Annotated in this window: 27 protein-coding genes and 1 pseudogene; 9 read left to right on the forward strand and 19 right to left on the reverse strand. The window is 61.9% G+C overall.

Annotation, left to right across the window (positions count from 1 at the left end):
* Window positions 1-83 precede the first annotated feature (83 nt).
* The 3 genes from dcd (at window position 84) to WKI89_RS06785 (ending at window position 2767) form a co-directional block, all read left to right on the forward strand.
* On the forward strand, window positions 84-632 hold the full coding sequence (gene dcd / locus WKI89_RS06775; RefSeq protein WP_337868416.1) for a dCTP deaminase: 549 nt from the start codon (window positions 84-86) through the stop codon (window positions 630-632).
* Window positions 633-940: 308 nt separating this feature from the next.
* Window positions 941-1489 carry a peptidylprolyl isomerase gene (locus tag WKI89_RS06780; protein ID WP_337868487.1) on the forward strand — a complete coding sequence of 183 codons (549 nt, stop codon included), beginning with the start codon at window positions 941-943 and terminating at the stop codon, window positions 1487-1489.
* 165 nt (window positions 1490-1654) lie between these two features.
* Window positions 1655-2767 carry an ATP phosphoribosyltransferase regulatory subunit gene (locus WKI89_RS06785; protein ID WP_337868417.1) on the forward strand — a complete coding sequence of 371 codons (1113 nt, stop codon included), beginning with the start codon at window positions 1655-1657 and terminating at the stop codon, window positions 2765-2767.
* Between the two features lie 37 nt (window positions 2768-2804).
* Here the strand turns inward: WKI89_RS06785 and WKI89_RS06790 are convergent, their stop codons facing one another.
* The 8 genes from WKI89_RS06790 to WKI89_RS06825 all read right to left on the reverse strand — a co-directional run bounded on the left by WKI89_RS06790 (window position 2805) and on the right by WKI89_RS06825 (window position 9882).
* Window positions 2805-3596, reverse strand: coding sequence for a hypothetical protein (locus WKI89_RS06790; protein WP_337868418.1), 792 nt, complete (start codon window positions 3594-3596; stop codon window positions 2805-2807).
* Window positions 3593-4177 (reverse strand): 4Fe-4S dicluster domain-containing protein, encoded by a 585-nt coding sequence (locus WKI89_RS06795; protein ID WP_337868419.1) that lies wholly within the window; start codon window positions 4175-4177, stop codon window positions 3593-3595. Before WKI89_RS06795 ends, WKI89_RS06790 begins: the two co-directional genes overlap by 4 nt.
* Window positions 4178-6478 carry a molybdopterin-dependent oxidoreductase gene (locus WKI89_RS06800; RefSeq protein WP_337868420.1) on the reverse strand — a complete coding sequence of 767 codons (2301 nt, stop codon included), beginning with the start codon at window positions 6476-6478 and terminating at the stop codon, window positions 4178-4180.
* A complete protein-coding gene (locus WKI89_RS06805) occupies window positions 6450-6998 on the reverse strand; it encodes a molecular chaperone TorD family protein (RefSeq protein ID WP_337868421.1) in 549 nt (182 codons plus the stop codon). Before WKI89_RS06805 ends, WKI89_RS06800 begins: the two co-directional genes overlap by 29 nt.
* 148 nt (window positions 6999-7146) lie before the next feature.
* Complete coding sequence (locus WKI89_RS06810; RefSeq protein ID WP_337868422.1) at window positions 7147-7581, reverse strand: rhodanese-like domain-containing protein; 435 nt, start codon at window positions 7579-7581, stop codon at window positions 7147-7149.
* An 82-nt stretch (window positions 7582-7663) separates the two neighbouring features.
* Entirely contained in the window at window positions 7664-8275 is a 612-nt protein-coding gene (locus WKI89_RS06815) for a response regulator transcription factor (protein WP_337868423.1), read from the reverse strand.
* Window positions 8272-9324: a sensor histidine kinase gene (locus WKI89_RS06820; protein WP_337868424.1), complete on the reverse strand. Its 1053-nt coding sequence runs from the start codon at window positions 9322-9324 to the stop codon at window positions 8272-8274. Before WKI89_RS06820 ends, WKI89_RS06815 begins: the two co-directional genes overlap by 4 nt.
* A gap of 90 nt (window positions 9325-9414) precedes the next feature.
* Window positions 9415-9882 (reverse strand): Lrp/AsnC family transcriptional regulator, encoded by a 468-nt coding sequence (locus WKI89_RS06825; protein ID WP_337868425.1) that lies wholly within the window; start codon window positions 9880-9882, stop codon window positions 9415-9417.
* A gap of 138 nt (window positions 9883-10020) precedes the next feature.
* Here WKI89_RS06825 and WKI89_RS06830 point away from each other — a divergent pair, with 138 nt between their 5' ends.
* The 6 genes from WKI89_RS06830 (at window position 10021) to WKI89_RS06855 (ending at window position 15347) form a co-directional block, all read left to right on the forward strand.
* The gene (locus WKI89_RS06830; protein ID WP_337868426.1) at window positions 10021-11205 is read left to right on the forward strand and encodes a PLP-dependent aspartate aminotransferase family protein; all 1185 of its coding nucleotides are present in this window, start codon (window positions 10021-10023) and stop codon (window positions 11203-11205) included.
* 74 nt (window positions 11206-11279) lie between these two features.
* Window positions 11280-11927 (forward strand): GntR family transcriptional regulator, encoded by a 648-nt coding sequence (locus WKI89_RS06835; RefSeq protein ID WP_337868427.1) that lies wholly within the window; start codon window positions 11280-11282, stop codon window positions 11925-11927.
* 74 nt (window positions 11928-12001) lie between these two features.
* Window positions 12002-12967 carry a tripartite tricarboxylate transporter substrate-binding protein gene (locus tag WKI89_RS06840; RefSeq protein WP_337868488.1) on the forward strand — a complete coding sequence of 322 codons (966 nt, stop codon included), beginning with the start codon at window positions 12002-12004 and terminating at the stop codon, window positions 12965-12967.
* 71 nt (window positions 12968-13038) lie between these two features.
* Window positions 13039-13470: a tripartite tricarboxylate transporter TctB family protein gene (locus tag WKI89_RS06845; protein ID WP_337868428.1), complete on the forward strand. Its 432-nt coding sequence runs from the start codon at window positions 13039-13041 to the stop codon at window positions 13468-13470.
* A 9-nt stretch (window positions 13471-13479) separates the two neighbouring features.
* Window positions 13480-14991, forward strand: a complete 1512-nt coding sequence (locus tag WKI89_RS06850) for a tripartite tricarboxylate transporter permease (RefSeq protein ID WP_337868429.1) — start codon at window positions 13480-13482, stop codon at window positions 14989-14991.
* Window positions 14992-15041: 50 nt separating this feature from the next.
* On the forward strand, window positions 15042-15347 hold the full coding sequence (locus WKI89_RS06855) for a hypothetical protein (protein ID WP_337868430.1): 306 nt from the start codon (window positions 15042-15044) through the stop codon (window positions 15345-15347).
* A gap of 199 nt (window positions 15348-15546) precedes the next feature.
* Here the strand turns inward: WKI89_RS06855 and WKI89_RS06860 are convergent.
* The 11 genes and pseudogenes from WKI89_RS06860 to soxX form a co-directional block, all read right to left on the reverse strand.
* Window positions 15547-16465 (reverse strand): annotated as a pseudogene (locus tag WKI89_RS06860) (IS5 family transposase).
* A 63-nt stretch (window positions 16466-16528) separates the two neighbouring features.
* On the reverse strand, window positions 16529-16825 hold the full coding sequence (locus WKI89_RS06865) for a metal-sensitive transcriptional regulator (RefSeq protein WP_337868431.1): 297 nt from the start codon (window positions 16823-16825) through the stop codon (window positions 16529-16531).
* Window positions 16826-16836: 11 nt separating this feature from the next.
* Window positions 16837-17505: a cytochrome c biogenesis CcdA family protein gene (locus tag WKI89_RS06870; protein WP_337868432.1), complete on the reverse strand. Its 669-nt coding sequence runs from the start codon at window positions 17503-17505 to the stop codon at window positions 16837-16839.
* 16 nt (window positions 17506-17521) lie between these two features.
* On the reverse strand, window positions 17522-18247 hold the full coding sequence (locus WKI89_RS06875) for a Rieske (2Fe-2S) protein (RefSeq protein ID WP_337868433.1): 726 nt from the start codon (window positions 18245-18247) through the stop codon (window positions 17522-17524).
* Between the two features lie 9 nt (window positions 18248-18256).
* On the reverse strand, window positions 18257-18820 hold the full coding sequence (locus WKI89_RS06880) for a cytochrome c (RefSeq protein WP_337868434.1): 564 nt from the start codon (window positions 18818-18820) through the stop codon (window positions 18257-18259).
* Complete coding sequence (gene soxC / locus WKI89_RS06885; RefSeq protein WP_337868435.1) at window positions 18820-20115, reverse strand: sulfite dehydrogenase; 1296 nt, start codon at window positions 20113-20115, stop codon at window positions 18820-18822. The genes WKI89_RS06880 and soxC overlap by 1 nt, the downstream gene beginning before the upstream one ends.
* Window positions 20116-20174: 59 nt before the next feature.
* Window positions 20175-21455: an FAD-dependent oxidoreductase gene (locus WKI89_RS06890; RefSeq protein ID WP_337868436.1), complete on the reverse strand. Its 1281-nt coding sequence runs from the start codon at window positions 21453-21455 to the stop codon at window positions 20175-20177.
* Between the two features lie 126 nt (window positions 21456-21581).
* Window positions 21582-22448, reverse strand: coding sequence for a translation initiation factor 2 (locus WKI89_RS06895; protein ID WP_337868437.1), 867 nt, complete (start codon window positions 22446-22448; stop codon window positions 21582-21584).
* 9 nt (window positions 22449-22457) lie between these two features.
* Window positions 22458-22889: a rhodanese-like domain-containing protein gene (locus tag WKI89_RS06900; protein WP_337868438.1), complete on the reverse strand. Its 432-nt coding sequence runs from the start codon at window positions 22887-22889 to the stop codon at window positions 22458-22460.
* 11 nt (window positions 22890-22900) lie between these two features.
* Window positions 22901-23698, reverse strand: a complete 798-nt coding sequence (gene soxA, locus WKI89_RS06905) for a sulfur oxidation c-type cytochrome SoxA (protein ID WP_337868439.1) — start codon at window positions 23696-23698, stop codon at window positions 22901-22903.
* A gap of 4 nt (window positions 23699-23702) precedes the next feature.
* Window positions 23703-24266 (reverse strand): sulfur oxidation c-type cytochrome SoxX, encoded by a 564-nt coding sequence (soxX, locus tag WKI89_RS06910; RefSeq protein ID WP_337868440.1) that lies wholly within the window; start codon window positions 24264-24266, stop codon window positions 23703-23705.
* Window positions 24267-24269: the final 3 nt, after the last annotated feature.

The raw sequence follows: 24269 nt of genomic DNA on the forward strand, positions 1-24269 counted from the left end.
GGTCAAAGTTGCCGTAAATGCCTGTTGTGCTCGTTGCTGGCTGCAGGTTCTCCGACCCCAATGCCCCTTGTATAGTGTGGGTCATGAGTGTAAAGCCCGACTGGTGGATACGTGAAAAGGCCAAACAAGGTATGATTGAGCCTTTTGAGGAACGCTTGGTGCGTGATGGGGTGATTAGCTATGGGCTGTCGAGCTTTGGTTACGACTTACGGGCAGCACGGGAGTGGAAAATCTTCGCCAATGTATTTCACACCGTTGCCGACCCCAAGGGTCTCGACCCCAAGAGCTTTGTGGACTACGAGGGCGACGAGGTGATTATCCCGCCCAACTCCTTCGTGCTGGCCCGCAGCATGGAGTATATCCGCATGCCCGATAATGTTTTGGCGATCGCCATCGGCAAAAGCACCTATGCGCGGGTTGGTATTGTTGCCAATATCACGCCCCTGGAGCCAGGTTGGGAGGGGCACGTCACCCTCGAGTTCTCCAACACCACCCCCTTGCCAGCCAAGATGTATGCCGGTGAAGGCGTGGTACAACTGGTGTTCTTCGAGGGTGAGCGCCCCGAAGTGACCTACGGTGACCGCCAGGGCAAATACCAGGGCCAACGCGGCATTACCTTGCCAAAAATATAATTATCCATCGTGCGGGAGCAAGATGGACATAGATAGCTTGATTTTTGACAACCTGGCGGTTTTAGGGTTCCCGTTGGACTCCAAGAACTGGTTGCCAAGATGCTTGCTCGACAATAACGCCCAGGGTATCCGGATGGCCTAGCAGTTGTCCCTATTGGCGATTTCTCATCTACATCGGTACACTATCCCGGATGCGAATCGCCCTGATTGTTGCCATTCTGCTAGCCCTGGCAGCCGCTGCGTTTTTCTTGCTGCAAGGTGGGGGGGGAATCCCCGGCATTGCGGCGAACCGCAGTTTTGGAGGAAACATGGAAGCCCTGCCCTACAAGTCTGACAAGCCCGCCACCAAGTTCGCCAAGGCTGAGCAGGTGATTGACGCTACCAAGCTCGACTACTACGCCGAGCTCGAGACCAGCAAGGGTAAGGTCGGAATAGACCTGTTTGAAACCGAGGCACCCAATACCGTCAACTCCTTCGTGTTTCTGGCCCTCCATCGCTACTTCGAGGGTATCGTGTTCCACCGGGTGATTCCGGGGTTTGTGGCCCAGACCGGCGACCCCACCGGCACCGGCATGGGCGGCCCCGGCTACCAGTTTGGCCTGGAAGTGACCCCTAAGCTCAACTACGACAAGAAAGGCCTGCTGGGCATGGCCCGTACCATGGATCCCAACTCCAATGGCTCGCAGTTCTTCATCACCTATGGCCCCACCCCCAACCTCAACCAGCAGTACACCATCTTTGGGCAGGTAACCCAGGGTATGGATGTGGTGGAAAGCATCCATGCTACTGAAGGCCCCACCGCCCGGCGGGAGCGCGACAAGATCATCTCGGTGAGAATTTTCGCAAAGAGCAAATAGCCCAATTGCTCAGAAGTTAAGCAATCGGCTATGCACTACTGGCTAGTGGTCTGGTAAGTTAAAGATTGATATGCCATAAAGTCCCCGAAGCGAAGCGCTCAAAGCAACTCCCGGACATTAGAGGGGCTTAATCCATCTCAGAAATCAAGTTACCAGAGCACTAGCATGATTCCCGAAGGCACCCGCTATTTTCTGCCCCCTGAAGCCCGCTTGCGCCGCGAGTTGCAAGAGCGGCTGGCGGGGTTGCTGTATGGCTGGGGGTATGAGCCGGTGGAGCTACCTTCGCTGGAAGTCTACGATCCCCAGCACACCCTGGCAGAGCGTTCCTTCAAACTGGTGGACAAGAACGGCGGGGTGCTGGTGCTACGCTCGGAGTTCACGACGGCAGTGGCCGGCCTTTTGCGTAGCAACGGTCGGCTTGCGTCAGGCCAGCCGGTACGAATGCAGTATGCCGGAACCCTCTGGCTGCGCGAGGCCAATGCCGAACTGGGGCGCAGCCGCGAGTTTGGCCAGGTGGGGGCCGAGCTGATCGGGGTCTCGAGCCCCCAAGCCGATGCCGAAGTGTTGGAACTGGCCTGGGAAGCGCTGCGGTTGATTGGCTTCCCTGAAGCCAAAATTGAGGTGGGGCTGCCTGCTCTGGTGCGGGATCTGCTGGATTCGACGGGCTTATCGGACGCACAGAAAGAGTTTTTGCGCCAGGCCATTCACCGCAAGAACAGCCCCCAACTGGGTTTTTTGCTAAAGGATTATCAGGTTCACCCCGGTTTACAACAGGCGATTCAGGCCCTGCCCGACCTCTATGGTGGGCGCGAGGTGTTGGAAGAAGCCCGCAAGCTGTCCCTATCGGGCCGCGCTCAGGCCGATCTGGACTGGCTCGAGGCCGTTCTTAACTTGCTACCCGAAGTGCCCTTACTCCTTGACCTGGGCCGGGCCCGGCTCCTGACCTTCTATACGGGCCTCAACTTCCAGGCCTACACCCCCGACTTTGGCCTGCCCCTTTTGGGCGGGGGCCGCTACGATGGAGCCCTGCTGCCCTACGCAGCGGGTTTTGCCCTGGGTTTGGAGCGGGTGATGGAAGCCCTGCGCCTACCCCTTTCCGAGGCACCTCCCGAGGTGTTGGCGCTCGACCTGGCGATGGCCCGCAGGCTGCGCACCGAGGGCAAGCGGGTAGAACTGGCCTGGACGCATGACCTCCATGATTTGCGTGAATATGCACTGGATAGGGGCATCCGTTGGCTGGCTAGAGATGGGAAGCTAGAAGAAGTGCGCTCTGGTTGACACTCCCACAACGGGGAGTGCCTCAACAAGCGTGGCTTTAGAGTCCAGGGGATTGAAACTGACCCACCATTACCAGCAGCCAGCGCACCCCCACCGCTCCCGCCAGGCCCAGCGCAGCTGCCCAGCGTGGATTGCGGAAGAACAGGGCAGCAACGGCAATGAGCAGACCTGCTACCCCATAACCAATTAAGCCTTCCTGGTTGAAGTGTTCACGGGCTGCCCCTTGCAGGGTGAGCGGATAGGCTACCAACAAGGCCAGGCTGAGAGCTGCCACCAGTACCTCCCAGCGCCTGGCCCAGGTGCTGCCCAAAAGCAGGGCAATGGCCAGCACCATCAGCAAGGCGGTGATGGGGAAAATGAAGAGCATCATCTCGTTCCACAGCGGACGGGTGGTGTTCACGGCAAGGGCGAAACCAGGGTAGGCCAGGGCCACCAGGCTCCCCAGCAACAGCACCAGCCCTGGTACCACTTCGGGGATGCGCCGCAGAGGGACAAACCACTGCTTGAGTAGCAAGGCTGCGGTCGCAACCAGCGCAGCGGCCAGCCCCCAGGCTCCCCACCAGATGGGTGCGCCAGGTTGAAAGCTAAGGAAGAGCCAGATATGGCTAAAGCGCCAGCGGGCCGGTGACTCTGCCCATAGCACAAACAGGTCGAGCACAATCAATACGGCTGCCAGCCATACATAGCGGTTCCGTTCGGGATGTTGGCGTAGCGTCAGAATGGCAGCCAGTAGGGCCATCCCGCCCGCCAGCCCCACCAGCACAAAGTGTAGTGCGTTGGTCCAGTGCCAGAACTCACTAGTGTTGGGCACTCCGTAGAACTCGGTCATGAGTCGCTCACCTCCTGGGTAAGCCCTTTTTTGCTGGGGGCGTTGAGGTAGATCACCTTGGGACGGGTGCCCTGGTCAGGCCGCAGCACGTCGGAGCGCTCGGCGGCTTTCAACACCTTGGCAATTTCGCTGTTGGGGTCGTCGAGGTCGCCAAATACCCGGGCATAAGCTGGACAGGTTTCCACGCAGGCAGGTTGCTGGTCCTTGGCGAGGCGATGGGCACAGAAGTTGCACTTATCGGCATAGCCGCCTTTTTTGTTGGTGAAGCGAGCATCGTAGGGACAGGCGGCCGCACAGGCCCCACAGGCGATGCACTTGGCAACATCTACCTCTACCAGCCCATCCTTGGTCTGGTAGCTGGCCCCGGTGGGGCAGACCGGAACGCAGGGGGGGTTCTCGCAGTGGTTGCACTGCTCGGGGCGGAACTCCACTGCCAGGTTGGGGAAGCGGCCCACCTCGCGTTCACGGATCCAGAGCCTCGAGGCTCCGGCAGGCACCTGGTTTTCCATCTTGCAGGCCACCGCACAAGCCGCACAGCCCACACAGGCCGAAAGGTCAATTAGCATTCCCAAGCGTGCCATTTAGGCCCCCCTTTCCTTGATGAGCTGGGTCACGCTCTTGAGCTTGGGGGCTGGCGCTTTTTCCAGCTTGACGAAGTTGTTGCGCAGCCCGGCTCCGCCCGAGATGCGATCCAGGGTGTAGCGGGTCTGGAGGTAGCTGTCGGAGGCCCCACGTCCGTCGGCCAGGGCCATGCCTTTGGCCTTGTGACCAAAGCCGTGGGTGATGTAGACCGCGTCCTTGCGGATGCGCTGGGTGACCTTGAGGCGTACCGGGCCTTCCCGCACCCCATCCTGGTTGATTAGATAGGCATGGTCGCCTGGTTTGAAGCCCAGTCGGGCAGCCTCCTCGGCATTGAGCCAGACGCTGTTGGAGGATTCCATCTCCATCAGCACCGGGTTGTTCTGGGTGCGGGCGAAGGTGTGTACCGGGCTGCGCCCGTACAGCAGGCGGTAGAAGCCCTCGGGTACGGCCTGGGGTGCTTCGTACTTGGGCAGTGGATCGAAGCCAGCCTTGGCCAAAGCCTCGGAGTACAGCTCGATCTTGCCGGAGAGGGTGTTGAAGGGCAGGCTGTTCTCTTTTTCCCAGTCGGTGAGCCAGGGTTTGCCGTTTTGCACCATGGTGCCCATGCTTTTCATGGTCTCGAGGTCGAGCCCCACCGTCTGCATGCGGGTGTCGAGGTATTCCTCGATGTTTTGCCAGGGGAAGAACTGCTCGAGGCCGATTCGCTTGCCCAGTTCTTTGGCGATCCACCAGCCGGGTTTGGAGTCGTAGAGCGGCTCGTGGGCAGGCATGCGGAGCTGGATGAAGGGGGTCTTGTGGGCGACGGTGACAAAGTCGTCGTAGCGCTCCAAGTAGGTGGCCTCGGGCAGGATCACGTCGGCCCACATCACGTGCTCTTGCGGCAGGACATCAATCGCTACATACAGATCCAGCTTGCTCAGGGCCTCCTTGGTGCGCGGCACGTTGGGGATGGCGTGGAAGAGGTTGATGCCGTAGGCGAAGAGCCCCTTGATGGGGTAGGGCTGGCCGCTGACCATCGGCTCGATGAGTTCCTGGATCGCAGTGGTGTTGGCGAGGAACTTGCCTTTGTCGGCCCGGGGTTTGAAGCCCTCTGGCTCCGTGACCACAGCGGCTGGGCCTGCGCACCCGCCCGCAGCGGGCTCGAGGGGAAGCTGGGGTGTGGGGTATTTCTCCAGGTACGGGGCCATGGCGATGTAGAAACCCCCTTCGCGCCCGTAGTTGCCCAACAAGGTGTTGAGGATGTATGAAGCCCGCATGCGCTGGGTGTCGTTGCCGTACCAGACGGTGTGTCGGGTAGGGGGGAGTATCGCTTTGGGCTTGTGCTGGGCCATCTCGCGGGCTACTTGGCGGATGACCTGGGCCGGGATCTCGGTCTGTTGCTCGGCCCACTCGGGGGTGTAGGGCTTGATATGGGCCACCAGCTGATCCATCCCCACGGTGTACTTTTCGATGAAAGCCTGGTCGTAGAGGTTCTCACTAATTAGTACGTGAATCCAGGCCAGCAGCAAGGCGGTGTCGGTTCCGGGCTTGATGGGCAGCCAGCGGTCGGCCTTGGCCGCAGCAGTGGAGAAGCGGGGGTCTACCACCACGACCCTGGCCCCGTTTTTGCGGGCCTCGCTAAACTCCTGCAACTGGGTGTTGTGGGTGTCCTCACCGATGTGGTGGCCGATCAGCACGATGTACTTGGTGTTGGGCCAGTCTATGGGCTCGTGCCCGCCGATGGCCCGCCCGAAGGTGTACTGGGCAGCTACCTCGCGGGGGGCGGTGCAGAGCGAGACCGAAGGCTTGGCGGCGTTGGGGCTGCCCCAGGCCGCCGGTAGGAAGTCCACGAACCAGCCGTCCCCGGTGCCGTGCCCAAAGAAGGCGATGCTCTCGGTGCCGTACTGTTCTTTGAGGCCAAGCATCTTCTTGGCGATGTAGTCCAGGGCTTCTTCCCAACTGGCCTCGCGGTACCGCCCATCGCCGCGCTGGCTGCCTTCAATGCGAATCAGGGGCTTTTTGAGCCGGTCGGGGTCGTAGGTCTGGGCAGGGGCTGCTTGCCCTCTGGGGCAGAGCATGCCACGGCTCTTGGGGTTTTCTTTGTAGCCGTCTACTTTGTAGACCCGGTTACCCACCACGCTGGCCTTGATGCCGCAGCGCCAGAAGCAGTTCTCGCAGATCTGGAACACCTGCTTGACCTCTTTGGTGTACCAGGCGGGTGCAGCCTTGGCGCGGCTGGTCAGGGTGACCGCCCCACCCACGCTGACCGCGCCTACAGTAGCGGCGGAGAGCTTAAGAAAGTTGCGGCGCGGTAGTTTCACTTTGTACCACCTCCAGGGCTTGAGAAAGGAAGAGCGCAATGGCGCTGTAGAAGCTGGTGGAATCGGCTTCTCGAAGGATAGGGGTATAACGTTTGAGCCAGGGGTACAAGTAGTCCAGGGCCAAAGTGCGGGCCTGGGCCGGTTTGGTATCTAAGAGCGCGATGGCCTCACCCACGGCTGCTAGGTGGTCGGGCAGGTCGCGCCAGTCGGGGGAGGTCTCGAGGCCTACCTCCCGGTACAGCTCGAGTAGCCGGTCAAAACCTTCCCCAAACAGCCGCTCATCCAGGGCCATCCCCACATAGGGCGGGCAGGGCAGCCCCGCAGGGTTGCTAACAAACAGCGATGTATAGACGGCCTGAAGTTCGCTCAGGGGCATCTGAGGTAGATCGGGGATCGGCAGATCATGGGCCTTGGCCATCTCGGCCAGCGCGGCCTGCAAGGTTCCCGAGACCAAGTCGTGCTCGAGGGCGGCCTTGGGGGGCGCGAAAGCAGCGGCAGTAACCCAACCCAGCAGTTGCATATGTACCTCCTGCCTTTACCCTAGAATCCCACCGGTTTTTCGGGGTCAGGCTAGGTCTTACAGTGAAGTCAGAAGAATTCCTACAATCTAAAAAGAGCCCCCTCGCGCGACAAGTCGGACGAGGGGGCCGGAAGGCTCAGGAGACTTGTTATTCTTTTACGACGGGCAGATTGGCTGCGACCCAGCCTTTGTAGCCACCCATGATGCTCTTGACATTGTAGCCTTGGCCGCGCAGGAAGGGCACGGCCAGCGCGCCACGGTGGCCGATGCCGCAGTAGATCAGGATGGGTTTGTCCTTGGGCAGGCTGGCCAGCTTGGCAGGGAGCTCACGGATGGGAATATTCACTGCACCAGCGATGAAACCTTCCTTGTACTCACTGGCTTCGCGCACATCCAAGAGGAAGGGCTTGATGGCATCAATCTGGGCCTTGGCCGCTGCAGTCTGCACACCATAGAAGTCGGTGGGCAGGGTGGAGAGGAAGGTACCCATCTCGCGGACGGTGATGGCAGAGAAATTTGCGGAAGAAGCTAGAACGGGAACCAGGGCCAGCAGCACAACCAGGAGCAACTTTTGTTGTTTCATTTCCTAACCTCCTGATTCTAGGCTAGACCAACCTTGTAATTGCGAGGTCAGGGAAGGTCTTACAACTACGTCGGAAGAATTCCTACACCAGCCCGCGCTCTCTGGCCCACTGCACCAACTCGGGCTGGGATTCCAGGCCCAGTTTGTCCAAGGCACGGGCCTTGTAGGTTGCGGCAGTCTTGACCGAGATACCGAGTTTTTCGGCGGACTGGCTCAGGTTATAGCCTTGGGCCAGCAGCCCCACCACCGCACGCTCCCGCTCCGAGAGGGCCTCGGGGGTTGGCAGACCCATGTGTTCGGCCAGGTATGGGGCCAGTAGAGGGTGCAAATAGCGCTCTCCACGGGCAATGGCCGCTACTGCATCCAGCAAATCCCGATCTGCGGCCCGCTTGGGCAGGTAGCCGCTGGCCCCACCGGCAAAGGCTTCGGCGATATACTCTGCTTCCTCGTGCATGGAAAGCACCAATACCTTGGTCTGTGCACGCAACCTTGGTAGTGCTTCCAGCCCCGACATACCGGCCAGGTTGAGGTCGAGGATGAGCAAATCCGGCACAACTTTTTTGTCTTTAGAGAGCCAGGCCAGGGCTTCCTCAGCCCGGTCAAACTCGGCTTCGACCCAATGGTTGGCGGACTCGAGCAACAGCCGCAGGCCGGTGCGAATCAGGGCATGGTCTTCAATCAGCGCCACCCTCATAGCGGCACCACAAAACTGATGCGCGTACCCTGTCCTGGCCTGCTTTCCACACTCAGGCTGCCGCCCAACTGTTCGATCCGTTCGCGCATGCCCACCATCCCGATGGAGGTAGGGGTATGTTGCGGATCAAAGCCCTGCCCATCGTCGGCGATCAGACCCCGCACCCGCTTGTCCCAGGCAGAAAGCCCCACGTAGACCTGGTGAGCCTGGGCATGGCGGGCCACATTGGTCAGGGCCTCCTGGATCACCCGGAAGAGGGCGATCTGCTGGCTCTCGCGTAGGTTGGGACACTCGATCTCGGCCTGCACCTGCAGCCGGGTGCGTTGCTGGTACTCGTGCAGGTAGCGCTCGAGGGCCCTGGCCAGCCCCAGGTCGTCCAACACGGCAGGGCGCAGTTCGCGGGAGAGGCGGCGCACTTCTTCAAGCGCTTGCACCACTGCTTTGCGGGCCTCGCCCAGGTATTCCGGGCGTTTCTCAGTAATCTGCAAGGCCAGCAGCGCACCGGTAAGCTGACTGCCCACCTCGTCGTGCAATTCCCGCCCCACCCGGCGGCGTTCTTCCTCCTGGGCAAAAAGCAACTGGTGCATGAGCGTGCTGCGCTGGGCCTCGCGCCCCCGCAGCCGATCCACCTCGCTGGCGCGCAGGAGCCCCATCGCGACCAGCGCGGCGCTGAGGCTCAAAAATTCCTCTTCCGAAGGGGCCGGGTCGTCGGGCAGGTGCAACACATAAACTCCGCGCACCTGCCCAGCCGCTTGCAAAGGCAGGGCCACCACACGTCCGTGCCAGGTGGCCTGTTGTGTATCCGCGGCCATCTGAGCTAACTCCTGCGAGGTCTGGCTGAGGGGGCAGTCTATCTGGCAGTTTTGCAGGTGTTCCAGTACGGACTTTCCTTGCCAAAAGCGATAGACTTCGCCACAGCGCGCCCCCAGGTTGCAGCGCAGAACCTCGAGGCCTTTGCGTAAAAGAACTGCTTCATCTGAGCCAGAAGCTGCTGTCGAAGCCAGTTCGGCCAACGCATGACACCACTGCTGCGCTGCAATTTGAACCATGCTTTATATTGTAAAGATTTTACGCTACAACGTTTGTCCCTACTCACAAATGACAAGAATTCGACCGCCGCTAAGGGCTGGAACAGTCTGTCATACTGGCAACTCGGTGGTGCTCTTGACCTGCCGCAACACCGCCGAGGAGATCACCGTGCTCAGGCCCTGGATGGCCGTCAGGTGATCCAGCAAAAATTTCTGGAAGTCGTTCAGATCAGCGACCATGATTTTTAATAGGAAGTCGTCCTCGCCCATTACCACATGACACTCGGTTACCTCGGGGTATTGGAGCACCTCGCGCTCGAAATGCTCCACGTCGGCACGGCTCTTGTGGTCGAGCTTGACCCGCACGAACACACAAAGGCTGCGCCCCAGCTTTTCGGCATCCAGCAGGGCCACATAGCCGCGAATGACTCCCAGCTCTTCCAGCCGCCTGACCCGGCGCAGGCAGGTAGAAGGGGAAAGGTTGACCAGCTCGGCCAAGTCGTTGTTGGGGATGTTGCCCCGGTTTTGCAGGATGTTTAGAATCTTGCGGTCTTTTTTATCCAGCTCGATTGCTGCCATAAGATTGCACTATTTTATCTATTTTTGGCATCGGATTGCATAGCTTTGGGTTTAGATGGGCGTTATTGCACACACCTGCCGGGGTTGGGGTGCTATCTTGAAATCAAGCAACAATCCAGTTGGATCCAGAGGTAATGTATGAAACTCAGAACCCGCGCAGTTCACGCTGGACACCATCCCGATCCCCAGACTGGGGCGCACGTGGTGCCGATCTACAGCACCTCTACCTTTGCTTATGGTTCCTTTGCCAGGGGCGAGCGGCTGTTTGCTGGCGAGGAGCCGGGCTACATCTATGGGCGCATCGGCAACCCCACCGTGCGGGCCTTCGAAGAGAAACTGGCCGCCTTGGAAGGGGCCCAAGAAGCGGTGGCCTTTGCCAGTGGGATGGCTGCTATCAGCGCACTGTGCAACACCCTGCTGGCCCCCGGCGACGAGATCGTGTACCTGGCCCCGCTCTACGGCGGAACCGAGGGCTATTTTCTGGAAACCCTGACCAGGTTTGGGGTTCGCGTGAGGGATGCGGGGAGTGTGGAAAACCTGCCCAATATTGTTTCTGCTGCGACCAAGCTGATCTACTTCGAGACCCCCACCAACCCCACCCTGCGCATCTACGACCTGGCAGCGGTAGCCCAAATTGCACGGGCCAGGGGGGTCTTGACCGTGGTAGACAACACCTTTGCCACCCCCTATCTGACCCGCCCTTTGGAGCACGGTATTGATCTGGTGTTGCATTCCGCGACCAAATACATTGGCGGGCACGGCGACTGCCTGGCCGGTGTTTTGGCAGGGCCTAAGGAGCTGATGGAGGCTGTACGGGCCGAGGGACTGCGGCATATTGGTGGAACCCTGGGGGCTTTCGAGGGCTACCTGATGTTGCGGGGCCTCAAGACCTTGCCTTTACGCATGGAGGCCCACTGTGAAGGAGCGGCCAAAGTAGCGGAATATCTGTCAGCCCATCCCGCCGTCCAGCGTGTGCACTACCCTGGCCTGAGCGCCCATCCTGGCCACGAGGTTGCCAAGCGGCAGATGCAGGGCTTTGGCGGTCTGGTTTCCATCGAACTAGCTTCAAAGCAGGCGGCTGCAATCTTCCTGGATGGTTTGAAGCTTTTCACCCAGGCGGTGAGCCTGGGCGATGTGGAGTCGCTGGCCACCCACCCGGCCTCTACCACCCACCAGCTCCTGCCCCCCGAAATCCGCGAACTGCACGGAGTAACCGATACGTTGGTGCGGTTGTCGGTGGGCATCGAAGACCCCCAAGATCTAATAGCCGATCTGGCTCAAGCCCTGAACCAGGTGACACCGGCTGCGGTGGCATCCGGGTAGATCGCACAAGCACCGTGCTTTCCAGGTTGGACTTGAGATGGTATACCAAAGAGGGTAGCATAGCATCTACCTCTATGCTTGCACCGCAAACCGAAGAAGCCTATCGCCGCTTGCGCCGCTTAATTTTGTCGCTGGAATTACGCCCTGGAGAACCCCTGGTTGAGCGCAAGCTGGAAGAACTCCTGGCTGTTTCCCGCACGCCGATTCGGGCCGCGATTCAACAGCTTTTCCGCGAAGGGCTGGTACAGCGCACCGGCCGGGTCTACACCGTGGCCCCCATTGATCTGGCCGAGCTGGAAGAGGCCTTCGAGTTTAGAAGCTGGCTCGAGGGTCAGATCGTCCGGATGGCGGCGGCCCGGCGTCCCAACGCCCGCCAGCTCCGCGACCTGCTGGCCTCGGTAGAAGCCGACCTCGACCCCGAGGTCGAACTGGAAAAAGCCACCGACTTTCACCTGGCCCTGGCCAAACTCACCGGCAACCGCTTTGTGGTGGCTTCGCTGGCCCAGGTGCTGGGGCGGATTTACCGTGCCCGCTACCTCGAGATCACCCGTCCACAGGGGGCCGACCAGGCCCTGAGCGACCACCTCACCCTGATCGAGCTGGTGCAGCAGGGCAAGGGCGAGGAGGCCGCGGCTTTTTTGCAGCAGCACCTCGAGCGCTCGAGGGAAGCCCTGCTAAGGAGCCTCGAGGGTTCTGTTTTGCTGGCCCCTGGCAGGTCTTGACGGGCAGGTCAAGCGGGATAGAATCTTAGACACTCTGCACATGTGGCAACTTTGCCAAATAAGGAGGATTCATGATGCGACTGGCAACTTTAGCTGTGGTTTTGCTGGCTCTTGGCGGTGGACTGGCCCAGTTCACCCCGCGCAACCCCGAGTGCATCGCGCCTGCTGGCGCGGGGGGCGGCTGGGACTTCACCTGCCGCAGCGTGGCCCAGGTCATGCAAGATCTCAAGATTGTGACCCAACCGATTAAAACCACCAACGTAACCGGTGGCGGTGGGGGGGTGGCCTATGCCAATGTGGTCACCCAGCGGGGCGACGATGCCAACCTGATTGTGGCGGCCAGCCCGGCCACCACGGTGCGCCTGGCCCAGGGGCAGTTCAGCCGCTTTACCGAGCGCGATGTGCGCTGGCTGGGCGCAGTGGCTGCCGATTTCGGCCTGGTGGCGGTCAAGGCCGACGCCCCCTGGAAAACCATGCAGGAGCTGGTAGCTGCCTGGAAGGCCGACCCCTCCAAGATCGCGGTGGGCGGTGGGAGCGCCGTGGGCGGCCAAGACCACATGAAGGTGCTGTTGCTGGGCCGGGCGGCCGGTATCGAGCCGCGCTCGATCAAGTACGTGCCCTTCGACGGCGGTGGCCAGGCCCTGACCTCCTTGTTGGGGGGCTTTATCCAGGTATTTGCCGGGGATGCCTCGGAGCTTCGCGCCCAGGTCGAGGCCGGTACGGTGCGGGTGCTGGGGATGATGTCGCCCCGCCGCCTCCCCGCGCCCTACGCCAACGTGCCCACCCTCAAAGAGCTGGGTTACAACGTGGATTGGGTGGTCTGGCGCGGTTTTTATGCGCCCAAAAACATGCCGGCCAACGCCTACGAGTTCTGGGCTCGAGCTTTGCGGCAGGTGGAGCGCAGCCCCGAATGGGCCAAGATTCGCGAACAAAACAGCCTGGGCCAGTTCTTCATGACCGGGGCCGAGTTTCAGGTCTTTATTGACCGCCAGGTCAACCAGTTCCGCAACCTCTCCCGCGAGCTGGGCATCATCCGGTAGCCCCCAACCCGATGGCCGATAGCCCAGGGCCCACCGCTGCTGGGTGTCGGCCCTCACTTTGAGCCTCCCCTATGACCGACCGCATCGTAGGCATCCTGATTTTGTTGCTGGCCCTGGGGTATGGCCTCGAGGCCAGCCGGATGCAGGTGGGCTTCCTCTCCGACCCCCTGGGCCCCCGGCCTTTCCCGTATATCATCGCCATTCTGGTGGGGCTTTCGGCCCTGTGGCTCCTCTTCAAGCCCGACCCTAACCCCACCTGGCCGGCCCCGCGCTTTTGGCCGGTGCTGGGGCTGGTGCTCCTGAGCTTGGTAGCCTACGCCTACCTGGTGGTTCCGCTGGGCTTTATCCTCACCACCACCCTCGAGATGGCCCTGCTCTCGGTTTTGTTTGGGGCGCGCTGGTGGCAAGGGCTGGGCGGGGCGCTGGCTTTTACGCTGGCGGTCTACTTCCTGTTCACCGAAGGCCTGGGCGTAACCCTGCCGGTGGGCCGGATTTTCGGATAGGAGCGGCCTATGGACATCCTGCAAGCGCTCCTTAACGGCTTTGGGGTGGCCTTAGAGCCCCTCAACCTGCTCCTGGTGGTGCTGGGCTGCTTGGTAGGCACGCTCATCGGGGTGCTGCCCGGCATCGGCCCCATCAGCGGGGTGGCCCTGCTGGTGCCCCTCACCTTTGCCCTCAAGATGCCGCCCGAGTCGGCCCTGATTCTGCTGGCCGGCATCTACTACGGGGCCATGTACGGCGGCTCCACTACCAGCATCCTGCTCAACATCCCTGGCGAAACCTCGTCGGTAGTCACCGCAATTGACGGTAACAAGCTGGCCAAGCAGGGCAAAGCCGGCCCGGCCCTGGCCATGGCCGCCTGGGGCTCGTTTATCGCCGGCACCCTCTCGGTGGTGGGCCTGATGACCCTGGGCCCTCTGCTGGCCCAGTGGGCCATCCGCTTCGGGCCGGCCGAGTACTTCGCCCTGATGGTCTTTGGCTTCTCCACCCTCTCGGCCCTGGCGGGCAAGAACATGTTCAAAGCCCTGATCGCCACCGGCTTTGGCCTAATGCTGGCCACGGTGGGCCAGGACCCCCAGTCGGGCATCTCGCGCTACACCTTTGGCTTCTTGCAGCTCGAGGACGGCATGGATTTTCTGGTGGTGGCCATCGGCCTCTTCGCGGTGAGCGAGGTGCTCATGCTTCTGGAGGAGAAAACCCCTGGGGCCGTGCGGGCCCAGGTGGGGCGCATCTACCTCTCCTTCAAGGACTTCATGGGCTCGCTCTTCACCATTCTGCGCAGCAGCGTGCTGGGCTTCCTGATTGGGGTTTTGCCCGGTGCGGGGGCCTCCATCGCCAGCTTCGTGGCCTACACCACCGAGAAGCGTCTCTTGGGCGATAAGGCCCGGTTCGGTGAGGGTGACCTGCGCGGGGTGGCCGCCCCCGAGTCGGCCAACAACGCCGCGGCGGGCGGGGCCATGATTCCCCTGCTCACCCTGGGCCTGCCCGGTAGCGGCACCACCGCCATCATGCTGGGGGCCCTGATGAGCCTGGGGGTGACGCCGGGGCCGCAGATGTTTCAGCAGCACCCCGAGGTGGTCTGGGGTCTGATTGCCTCGATGTACGTGGGCAACGCGGTGCTGTTGCTCCTGAACCTGCCGCTGGTGGGCCTCTTTGTGCGGCTTCTGGCGGTGCCGGCCTGGTTCCTGATTCCGGCAGTGCTAGCCATCAGCTTCATTGGGGTCTATGCGGTCAACAACAACCCCTTCGATCTGCTCCTGATGGCGGTGTTTGGGCTGGTGGGCTACCTGATGCGCAAGCTCGAGTTTCCCCTGGCCCCGGTGCTATTGGGCCTGGTGCTGGGCTACCTGATGGAGATTAACCTGCGCCGGGCCATGACCATCAGCAACGGCGATGTGGGCTATCTGTTCAGCAGCCCCATTGCCGTTGGCTTGTGGGTGCTGGCGGGGCTCTCGCTGCTCGCGCCCGTGCTGGTGGCCCGCTTCCGCAAGCAGGGTTTGGGCCAGGGGGATGAGGAGCTTTGAAGTGTAAGGGGGCTTACCACCCCCACCCTCGGCTGCGCTACCCTCAAAGCATGGAACTCCTCGGGTGGTCGCTGGTTGTTCTCGCGGTTCTGGTGGTTACGGGATTGCTGGGGCCGATTCTGGGGGTGGCGCTGGCCATCGCGGCCCTACCGGCGCTGGCGGTGCTGGGGGTGTTGCTCTTCCCGCTGCTGCTGGTGTTGCTGGTTCTGGGGCCGGTGCTGTGGGTGGTGGGTAGTGCCGTTGGCGTGGCAGCAGGCTTGCTCGGGTTTTTGCTCCAGTGGGGGCTGCCCCTCATGCTGCTCCTGGCGGGCATCTGGCTGCTAACCCGGACGCGCCGCCCGCGCTTGCAGGCCTAAAATAAAAAGCCCCCTCGAGCGAGGGGGCTTTCATGTACCCCACGGGAAGCTTTGCGCCTTGGCCCGTTGCAGAAAACAACGTGTTCTTGTTCAATAACCTATTTGCGCTTCCCGCGGGGGCCCCAGGATGGGGAAATATCATACGCATTTCGGTAGTATCGTTCACTTTGATAAGCCTAAGAGATTGTCTTAATACTTTCTAGGAGGCCAATCTTCTGACCATAAGCCGGATCATCGCCGTGTAGATGAAGGTTTCTGAGGTCTCGGGTAGAAGCTCATAGTCTCGGTTCAGCCTGCGGCTGAAACTGAGCCAGGCAGGGCCAAGCAGACGTGCCTCCGTGTGCGGAGGCCCGCTTGTCTGCGTAAGGTGCGCTCCACCACCCATCTGCGGGGAATCACCACAAACCCCCGATGCCCCCGCGTCCTCTTCCGCAGTTCCTCCTCCAAGTCTTCCGGAAGAGGCCGGTCTTTGGGCCACCAAATCCCCCGGAAGTTGGCATCCGGCCTGCGCACCACCTCCACCGTCCAGCCCAAGGTGCGCCGGACCCATTCCTCGAACCTACGCTTGTACCCCCCATCCACAAACAGGTGCGATAACCGCTTCGACAGCCCCCTGGCCCCCTCCAGCAGCTCTCGCCCGCCCTCCGCATCCCTGAGGTGGGCGGGCAGCCCCTTGACCCCCAGCACCAGCCCCTGGGTATCCACCAAGAGATGCCGTTTGCGCCCCTTTACCTTCTTGCCCGCGTCATACCCCCTGACCCCCCTTTTCCCGAGGTCTTCACGCTCTGGCTGTCCAGAATCCCCGCACTGGGTTCAAGCAGGCGTCCTGCTCTACGGCGGGTTTTCTCGCGCAGGGTGGTGTGTATCTGTTGCAGGAAACCAGATTTGCGCCACAAACGGAAGTAGTGATAGACGGTTTTCCAGTGGGGCAGGTCGTAGGGCATCATGCGCCAGGCGCAACCGGCACGGGTGATGTAGAAGATGCCGTTCAGGATTTCCCGCCAGGGATGCTCCCTGGGGCGATGGAGGGAGGCGGAGGGCTGAGGCATCAGGGGCGCCAGGATGGCCCATTCCTGGTCGGTCAGATCGCTGGGGTAGCGGCTTTGTCTGAGTTCCATGCGCGACTATAGCATGAGGGAGGGTATTAAGACAGTCTCTTACGCAGAGAAGGGACTGGATGGTCAGATTATCTTGCGCAGAATCATGGCGATATGGCCTTTGCTCAGCTCCGCATCGTCCGCTGCAGCCTGGGCCTCCCAGACGTTCAGGTATTCCTCCAACACCACGCTGGCTACCGAGTCCATGGCTTTGCGGGTTGCATTGATCTGATCCAGTAGCTCGCTGAAGGGTCGCCCTTCCTGGGCCATCCGCTGCAAGCCCCGCACCTGGCCCTCAATGCGCTTGAGGCGACGAAGGAGGCCTTCCAGGGCCTCGAGGTCGGTAAAGGTACAGTCCAGCTTAGACCTGCGTGGCTTCATCTGTCCTCCCCTCACAACAGTTTTTGCAGCCACTCGGGGGTGATCCTGAGGAAGAAGCTGTTGAGCTGGGTATAGGTGCCGGTGAGCAGGAGAATTCCCACGGCGATCAGCGCCACACCGGCCACGATCTCCACCGTATGGGAAAGCCGCGCGGCGCGCCTCAGGAAGGCTCGAGCCCGCTCGGCAAAGAGGGCCACCAGCATAAAGGGCACGGCCAGGCCCAGGATGTAGGCCACCAGCAGATGGATGCCCCCGCCGGTAGCGGTGAGGGTGAGGATGCCTCCCAGAATGGGGCCAATGCAGGGCGTCCAGCCTAACCCCAGTACGATGCCCAGCACGAAGGCCCCCCAGGGGCGGTCGGTGGGGCCCTGGTAGCGCAGGTTCACCCCCCACTTGGGTTTGAGGCCCAGCATATACAGCCCCAGCAGGATGAGCACCCCACCCCCAATGCGCCCCAGCAGGTCGCGGTACTCGAAGAGCAAGCCCCCCAGCAGGGTGAAGGGCAGGCCCAGCAAAAAGAAGATGGCCGAAAAGCCCAGCACAAAGAAGAGGGCGTTGCGGATGGGGCGGCCCTGCTGTCCGCCCAGGTATAGCAGGTAGGTGGGCACCAGGGGGAGCACACAGGGCGACAGGAACGAGAGGATTCCTGCCAAAAAAGCGATGGGGAGGCTAAGGGTCATGGGCTGGGCTCGAGGTCTACCCCAAAACCGGGCAGGTGGTGGGCACCTTGGTGTGCTCGGCGTAGGGGATGACGGTGGCTTTGCTCACCTCTTCACGGGCCCGGGCGGTGGTGCGGAACAGGTCGCGCAGGGCTTGGTTCTGGGCCCGGAAAAACTCGTCGAACTGGGGGTTGCCTAAAAAGCCCATGGCGTAGGCTTCGTCCTTGGCGGCGTCGTACTCGAGCGCCACCGCGGCCAGGGCGTGGGGGGCCGGCCCCCCTTTGACCTCGCCGCCCCGGGCCACGTCAAAGGCCGAGAGGTGGGCGCAGCAGACCATCCGGGGGCCGCGATTCCCTTCGGGCTTGTAGTAGCCCATGGCCCCCAGGTTGGGGGCGGCGTAGCTGTAGCTATGCGGGCAGATGCTGGTGTAGGCCACGATGCTCCTACCCTTACCCACCCCGCCGGGCCAGCGGTAGTTCTTGCCGTCGGGCATCTTCACCTCCACCGGGGGTAGTTCGGCGTCCACATTGACCAGGATGTTGGGGGTGGCGGCGAAGGGATAGGCAAAAACAAAAGGCTCGTGGGGCTTGAGGGTGCTTAGCTTGAGGGGGTTGCCGGCCTTGTCTACCAGCAGGGCTTTGGGGAAGCTGGTGGCGCTGGACTGGGCCTGTACGAACTCGAGCATCCCCAAAGGGGAGAGCTTGAGCAGCAGGCCCAGCGAGGTGCCCTTGGCCAGTAGGTCGAGAAAATTGCGTCGGTCCATGCTTAACCTCTAAGGGAGCTTGATCCAGGGGAAGCGCTTCTGGGTGGTGGGGTCGAGCTCCAACAGGGCGCGGGCCGGCATCTGCACCTTGGGCAGGGTCTGGGCGTTCATGGGCTCGCTTTCGTCAATGATCCCGTTCTGGTAGAGGATGTAAGCCACCACCGCGTACACCTCGTCGTCGCTGAGAATGCCCGGCGTGGCAAAGGGCATGGCCCGGCGGGTGTAGTCGAAAAGGGTGGTGGCATACTGCCAGTAGTTCCCGATGGCAAAGTCCACCGAATCCACCTCTTTGGTGATGGGGAAGGGCTCGGAGACCAGCCGGGTGAAGGCCCCCCCTTCGCCGGTGGCCCCGTGGCAGCTGGCGCAGTGGGTGGCATAGACCTTGGCCCCCTCGTCTACCGTACCCTGGCCGGGGGGCAGGCCCACCCCGTTGGCCAGGATGGAGGGCCGGATGTTCCACTGCTGCACCTCCTGCTCGCTCAGCGGGGTGCCGATCTGATAACGCCCTTGGGCCAGCACCAAGGCCGAGAGGGCCAGGGCTAGAAGGGCCACATAAAACCGCTTGCGCCGCATCAGGACTCACCTCCACAGCCGCCCCAGCCCACCGCGCCGAGCCGGGCGGGGGCCCCGGCCAGGGTCTTATCGCCGTTGACCACCTTGCCGTCGGCCCCAATCCGCCAGGCCTGGATGGCGTTGTAGTGATAGCGGTTGTTGCGGGCCCACTTAGCAAAAAACTCCTCCTGGGTGGGCTGGGTGTTGCCTTTTTCGTCCCAGGCCCGGCTCATGATGACCGTCTCGCGGCCATCCCAGACCCAGTTGTACTTGAAGCGCACCACCGAGAGCGCATCGGGGGCGGGCTCGAGGCTGGCTTGTTTCCAGGTTTTGCCGCCATCCAGCGAGATCTCCACCCGGCGGATGCGCCCGTGGCCGCTCCAGGCCAGGCCGCGAATCTCGTGGAAACCCCGCGAAATCTGCTGCAACCCCGAAGGATAGGTGATGATGGACTCCGGATCCATCACCCAGGTAAAGGCATAGATTTTCCCGTCGGCCATCACGTCGGTGTATTCCGAGGTCTCGTCCTTGCTCATGACCGGGGTATCGGTCACCTGGATACGCCGCAGCCACTTGACCTGGATGCTCCCCTCCCAGCCCGGCACCACCAGGCGCACCGGGTAGCCCTGCTCGGGCCGGATGGCCTCGCCGTTTTGGGCATAGGCCACCAGCACATCGTCCAGGGCTTTTTCCAGCGGCAGACTGCGGGTATAAGCGGCAGCATCCTGCCCCTCGGGAATCAGCCAGCGGGCGCCCTCCTTGAGGCCCGCCTCCTTGAGCAGAATCGAGAGGGGCACCCCTGTCCAGGAAGAGTTGGAGACCAGGCCCCGGCTGCGGGTGGCGGTCAGGGTCATGTCGGGGGGGTTGCGGTAGCCGTTCTGCCCGTTGCCGGCGCACTCAATGAAGTAGGTGCGAGTGACCGAGGGCAGGCGCTTGAGATCCTGTAGGGTGAACATCAGGGGCCGCTCGACCATCCCGTGAATCACCAGCCGGTAGTCGGCGGGGTTTACGTTGGGCACCCCCCCGTGGTGCCGCTCGAAGTGCAGCGAGCTGGGGGTGATGACGCCCTCGAGCTTCTCCAACGGGGAAAAGTCGGCGCCGGTGTGGCGGCTGCGCAGGTTGGGCGAGATATAGCGAATCACGTCCTTTTCGAACTCGCTACGTTCCCCATACTCGCGCAGGGTAGCCCCCAACACCCTCATGGTCTCGGTAGCGCCTTGGGGAATTTTGCTCTGGGCCAGGCCCCCGGAGAGCTTTACAAAGGCTCCGGCAGTCGCCCCTTTGCTCAGAAGTTGCAACAGTTTACGACGGTTCATCCGGTGTGTTCTCCTAAGGAGGGGTGGGAGATCTCGCCCCCACCCCCGGTTTCCCAGGCTTAAGCGCCTGGGCCAAACATGTCGCCCCACAGGCCTCGAGCCCACTCGAAGGCCAGGGCCCCGTTGGGTTTGGAACGGTTGTTGTCCACGGTGGATTGCTGCCGGACCTGCCGGGCGGCCTCGTCCCAGTTGTGCTTGTGCGAGACCCAGATGGACTCCTCGCTGCTTACAAAGCTATAGCAGATGTTGTCGGGCAGCGGGTTGACAATCTCGTCCAGGCGCTTACTGGCAATGCGCTGGGCGATGTGCTCGGCGATGATCTTGCCATCGTTGTAGGCCACCTGCCCGCTCTTGGGGTAGGGCACATTGCCGATCACGTCGCCGATGATGTAAACCCGGTCATCCCGCTCGGAGAGGAACGAAGGCAGCCGCACGTTGGCCCAGCGGTCGCCCAGCCCTGCGGTACGCACAATTTCGCCGGCTTTCATGGGCGGGATGATGTTGGCCAGGTCGAACTTGAACTCGCCCAAAGGGGTCTTGACCTCCTTCTTGGCATAGTCAATGGCCGTGACCTCGGCCTGGGGGATGTACTGGATGTAGTCCTTGTAGAGGTCGTTGTAAGCGGCAATAAAGCCGGGGCCTTTGGAGACGGGGCCGGGGTTGGCGTCCAGCACAATCACCTTGCCCTTGATCTGGTTGGTCTTGAGGTAGTAGGCCAGCATGGCCGCCCGCTCATAAGGGCCCGGGGGGCAGCGGTAGGGGGGCTTGGGGATGGCCAGCACCAGATCGCCGCCCTCGAAGTTGTCGAGCTGACGTTTGAGGGCGATGTGCTCCCAGGGCTTGAAGCCCACCGGCAGGAACTGCTTGACCTCGCTGTAGCCCTGGATGGCCTCGTACATGTAGTCAATGCCGGGCGAGACCACCAGGTAGTTGTAGAAGACCAGGCCGCTGGTGGTGCGCACATAGCGGCCCGCCCGGTTGACCTCGATGGCCCGTTCGTTGATGATGGTGACCCCGGCCTTGGCCACATTGGCGTAATCGAAGACGATAAAGTCGAGATCCTTCACCCCACCCAGGTACAGGTTGCTCATGGGGCAGGACATAAAGGCGGGGTTCTTCTCGATCAGCACCACCTCGATGTTGGGGTTCTTGCGCCGCAGATGCCGGGCCGTGCTCACGCCGCCCCAGCCCCCACCGATAATCACCACGCGGTTGCCCCTGGCCGGCCCCAGCACGCTGCTGGGCTTGCTGAAAAACTCCTGGGCAAAGGCGCTGCTGGCTGCCGCCGCACCCGCTACCGCACCTGCTTTGAGAAGTTTTCGACGCGTTACCTTGCTCATGCTTCCTCCCATAACCCAAGCCACTTCGGGGGCTTTCCCTCGATAATCTCTGTGAGCTTGGGTTTAAAAGCAAATTTATCAGATTCTATCCAAGCCCATGACAGCCATAACAAAGGGTTATAACACCTATTGCTGGGGGCGATAGGGCTGGCCGCCCACCCCCTCCAGGATCTGGCTCATCACCCGCCGGGCCTCCTGGAGCATCCCCATGGTGGCCTGGTTCTGAGCCACCCCTGGCATGATGCCCATCAGCATGGGCTCGATGGCCCCCACCAGCACCCCGCCGGGCATGGGGGCCACAAAGAAACGGCAGGGCGCGGCAAAGCCACCGGCCGGCTGGGCCATGAACATCTCGTAGGCCCACTCGCTCTTGCAGGGCTGGATGCTCACTACCTCGCCCATCTTGACCGAGGGCAGCACGTTGAGGCCGTTATTCCCCAGCTCGCTTTCGATCAGGAGGGTGAGTTCATCCACGTTGCCCCCCTCGACCACATACATCAGGGCTGGCATCATGCCGGAGCTGGGGTCGGGCATCATGGCCGGCGCCACTTTACGGGGCAGCCCCAGGCTGGCAATTACCGCTTTGAGCCTGGCTCCCAGAAGGCGGCTCTTGGTGTTTTTGACCCCCAGCATGGCAAACATCAGGTCGGGGTCGAAGGTGCCCACCGTAACCATCCCGGGCCGGGCGGCGTGCACGTAGATGGTGGGAGGCAGGATAATGGCGGTCATCACGTTTTCCTGCACCGCAGCCAGCGCCCCGGCCTCGGGCTCGAGCACCATCAACAGGTAGTCGGGGAAGTCGGCCTTAAAGTTTTTGACCTGCCCACCCAGGTTGAGGGTGCGGGCCACCTTGAGCCCCTGGGCGCCAATGGCGGCCTCGACCCGGGCCTGGGCCTCGGCCACGCTAACCCCGCGCAGGGTGGTTTCCAGCGACTGGGCTAGAACCGACAGTGAGAGAATAAAACCCAACCACAGCATCCACTTGATCTTCATAGCTCTCCTTTAGGGTCTTTGTACCGGCAGACCTAGCTCGAGCCAGGCCCGAAAACCCCCGTTCAGGTTCTTAACTTCGCGGTAGCCCAGGGCCCGCAAATAGGCCGCCGCTACCGCACTGACGTGCCCGGTGCCGCAGTAGACCAGGATGGGCTTATCTTTTTCTTTGGGCAGCTCACCCAGGCGGTCGGGGAGCTGGCTGATGTGGATGTGCACCGAGCCGGGCAGGAAGCCCCTCGAGCGTTCCTCGGCGGTGCGAACGTCTAGGATAAAAGGCTCGAAGACCTCTACAAAGTCCTTGGCCTCGGCGGCGTAGAGCAGGTAGCTGGCGGGGTTTGTTTTCTTGATGAAGTTGCCCATCTCCTGCAGTGAGGCCGGGCTCATCTCCTGGGCCAGGCCCAGGCTACCCAGCAGCACCAGCACAACCCAACCCTTCCGCATAGATGCCTCCTTTAGCGGGTAAAGCCCGGTATTTCGGTGAACTTGTTCTTGCCCTTGGTGGCCTCGGCCAGCATGTAGATGGAGAGGGCGATGTAAGGCTCGGAATAAAACTCGGGCGCGGCGATGCCCACCGACTCGTAGCAGAAGGCAATGCGGTCTTGCAGGGTGTAGAGTTTGTCGGCCTCGAAGCGATAGGCGGGCCACTCGTTGGATAGGCCCTGGCGCGGGCTGCGCACCGGCGAGAGCCGCACCTTGCCCCCGGCGTAGGCATCGTGGCAGATGGCGCAGTTCATGTCGCGGTCGCCGGCCCGGTGGTACCACAGCTCGCGGCCCAGGTTGTACATGGCGATCTCCTGGGAGGTTTTGGGTACCACGTTGATGGGCATCTCGCTGGACTTGGAAGCCACGTAGGCGGTGAGGGCCTTCACATCTTCGCGCTTGACTTCTTCGGGTTTGAAGCCCTGTAGCCGCACCATGCAGCTCACGATGCGGGTCTCGAGGTCCTCCACCCGCCTGGTATCGGCAAAGTAACGGGGGAGCTGGGTCAGGGCGCCCTCGAGCTTCCCCGGCCCCAGGCCAAAGTCGCAGGCCTCGAGGCTGACGTTCTTGGGGCCGCGTTTCTGGGCAAAGAGTTCTTCGCCCTGGGCGGCGTACAGCTCGCCGGGCAAAATGCCGGCGGTCTGGCGGAACAGCTCCCGCTGCCGCTCGGCTTCCTTGTAGGGGTCTACTTCTTGCTGCTGGGTGAGGGCGATGCTCAGGCCCAACCCCAGCGCCAACAAAAATCCAATCCACAGGCTGCGGTTGCGCATATCATCACCTCTGGGCGTTGACCGGCGAGGCCGGGTCGAGCAGGAAGGCGGTTACGTGGGCGGTTTCCTCCGGGGTCAGAATGCCGTGGTGGCCGGCTCGGTACATCAGCGAGCAGGGCATGGTGGCCCAGGCGTTATAAATCTTGTCGTAGGTGTACTTGACCACTGCCTCACTGGTGCCGCGCTGTCCGTAGTTCACCAGCCCCGGCCCCATCCGCCCGGCCCCCGCTTCCTTGGGGTCGCCGGTGTGGCAGGCGTAGCAGTTGCCTTTGCGGGGGTTGGTGAAAAGGGCCTCGCCCTGCTTCCAGTCCCCCATCAGCTTGCCGTCGGCGGGGTACTTAATCAGGGCCCGCTGGCGCTCGAGGAAAGCCCCTACCTGTTCCGGGGGCAGTTTGTCGCGGTACTGCGAGCACAGCGCCTGGTCGGGGTCTTGCTTCATGGTCTCGACGAACTTGCTACCGCCGCTCTGGATAGCTTGCTGCACCCGCTGCTGAAAGGGGCTTTGCTGGGAAAGGGTGAGCCCTGCCAGCAGCACAACCAAAACTCCTAAGGTATACCTTTTCTTCACTTC

It is taken from the genome of Meiothermus sp. (genome assembly GCF_037443965.1).
GTDB lineage: Bacteria > Deinococcota > Deinococci > Deinococcales > Thermaceae > Meiothermus.

What these genes read in the sequence shown, in the direction of transcription:
- dcd (WP_337868416.1), top strand. Translation starts at nt 84, where the DNA reads ATGAGTGTAAAGCCCGACTGGTGGATACGTGAAAAGGCCAAACAAGGT.
- WKI89_RS06780 (WP_337868487.1), top strand. Translation starts at nt 941, where the DNA reads ATGGAAGCCCTGCCCTACAAGTCTGACAAGCCCGCCACCAAGTTCGCC.
- WKI89_RS06785 (WP_337868417.1), top strand. Translation starts at nt 1,655, where the DNA reads ATGATTCCCGAAGGCACCCGCTATTTTCTGCCCCCTGAAGCCCGCTTG.
- WKI89_RS06790 (WP_337868418.1), bottom strand. Translation starts at nt 3,596, where the DNA reads ATGACCGAGTTCTACGGAGTGCCCAACACTAGTGAGTTCTGGCACTGG.
- WKI89_RS06795 (WP_337868419.1), bottom strand. Translation starts at nt 4,177, where the DNA reads ATGGCACGCTTGGGAATGCTAATTGACCTTTCGGCCTGTGTGGGCTGT.
- WKI89_RS06805 (WP_337868421.1), bottom strand. Translation starts at nt 6,998, where the DNA reads ATGCAACTGCTGGGTTGGGTTACTGCCGCTGCTTTCGCGCCCCCCAAG.
- WKI89_RS06810 (WP_337868422.1), bottom strand. Translation starts at nt 7,581, where the DNA reads ATGAAACAACAAAAGTTGCTCCTGGTTGTGCTGCTGGCCCTGGTTCCC.
- WKI89_RS06815 (WP_337868423.1), bottom strand. Translation starts at nt 8,275, where the DNA reads ATGAGGGTGGCGCTGATTGAAGACCATGCCCTGATTCGCACCGGCCTG.
- WKI89_RS06820 (WP_337868424.1), bottom strand. Translation starts at nt 9,324, where the DNA reads ATGGTTCAAATTGCAGCGCAGCAGTGGTGTCATGCGTTGGCCGAACTG.
- WKI89_RS06825 (WP_337868425.1), bottom strand. Translation starts at nt 9,882, where the DNA reads ATGGCAGCAATCGAGCTGGATAAAAAAGACCGCAAGATTCTAAACATC.
- WKI89_RS06830 (WP_337868426.1), top strand. Translation starts at nt 10,021, where the DNA reads ATGAAACTCAGAACCCGCGCAGTTCACGCTGGACACCATCCCGATCCC.
- WKI89_RS06835 (WP_337868427.1), top strand. Translation starts at nt 11,280, where the DNA reads ATGCTTGCACCGCAAACCGAAGAAGCCTATCGCCGCTTGCGCCGCTTA.
- WKI89_RS06840 (WP_337868488.1), top strand. Translation starts at nt 12,002, where the DNA reads ATGCGACTGGCAACTTTAGCTGTGGTTTTGCTGGCTCTTGGCGGTGGA.
- WKI89_RS06845 (WP_337868428.1), top strand. Translation starts at nt 13,039, where the DNA reads ATGACCGACCGCATCGTAGGCATCCTGATTTTGTTGCTGGCCCTGGGG.
- WKI89_RS06850 (WP_337868429.1), top strand. Translation starts at nt 13,480, where the DNA reads ATGGACATCCTGCAAGCGCTCCTTAACGGCTTTGGGGTGGCCTTAGAG.
- WKI89_RS06855 (WP_337868430.1), top strand. Translation starts at nt 15,042, where the DNA reads ATGGAACTCCTCGGGTGGTCGCTGGTTGTTCTCGCGGTTCTGGTGGTT.
- WKI89_RS06865 (WP_337868431.1), bottom strand. Translation starts at nt 16,825, where the DNA reads ATGAAGCCACGCAGGTCTAAGCTGGACTGTACCTTTACCGACCTCGAG.
- WKI89_RS06870 (WP_337868432.1), bottom strand. Translation starts at nt 17,505, where the DNA reads ATGACCCTTAGCCTCCCCATCGCTTTTTTGGCAGGAATCCTCTCGTTC.
- WKI89_RS06875 (WP_337868433.1), bottom strand. Translation starts at nt 18,247, where the DNA reads ATGGACCGACGCAATTTTCTCGACCTACTGGCCAAGGGCACCTCGCTG.
- WKI89_RS06880 (WP_337868434.1), bottom strand. Translation starts at nt 18,820, where the DNA reads ATGCGGCGCAAGCGGTTTTATGTGGCCCTTCTAGCCCTGGCCCTCTCG.
- soxC (WP_337868435.1), bottom strand. Translation starts at nt 20,115, where the DNA reads ATGAACCGTCGTAAACTGTTGCAACTTCTGAGCAAAGGGGCGACTGCC.
- WKI89_RS06890 (WP_337868436.1), bottom strand. Translation starts at nt 21,455, where the DNA reads ATGAGCAAGGTAACGCGTCGAAAACTTCTCAAAGCAGGTGCGGTAGCG.
- WKI89_RS06895 (WP_337868437.1), bottom strand. Translation starts at nt 22,448, where the DNA reads ATGAAGATCAAGTGGATGCTGTGGTTGGGTTTTATTCTCTCACTGTCG.
- WKI89_RS06900 (WP_337868438.1), bottom strand. Translation starts at nt 22,889, where the DNA reads ATGCGGAAGGGTTGGGTTGTGCTGGTGCTGCTGGGTAGCCTGGGCCTG.
- soxA (WP_337868439.1), bottom strand. Translation starts at nt 23,698, where the DNA reads ATGCGCAACCGCAGCCTGTGGATTGGATTTTTGTTGGCGCTGGGGTTG.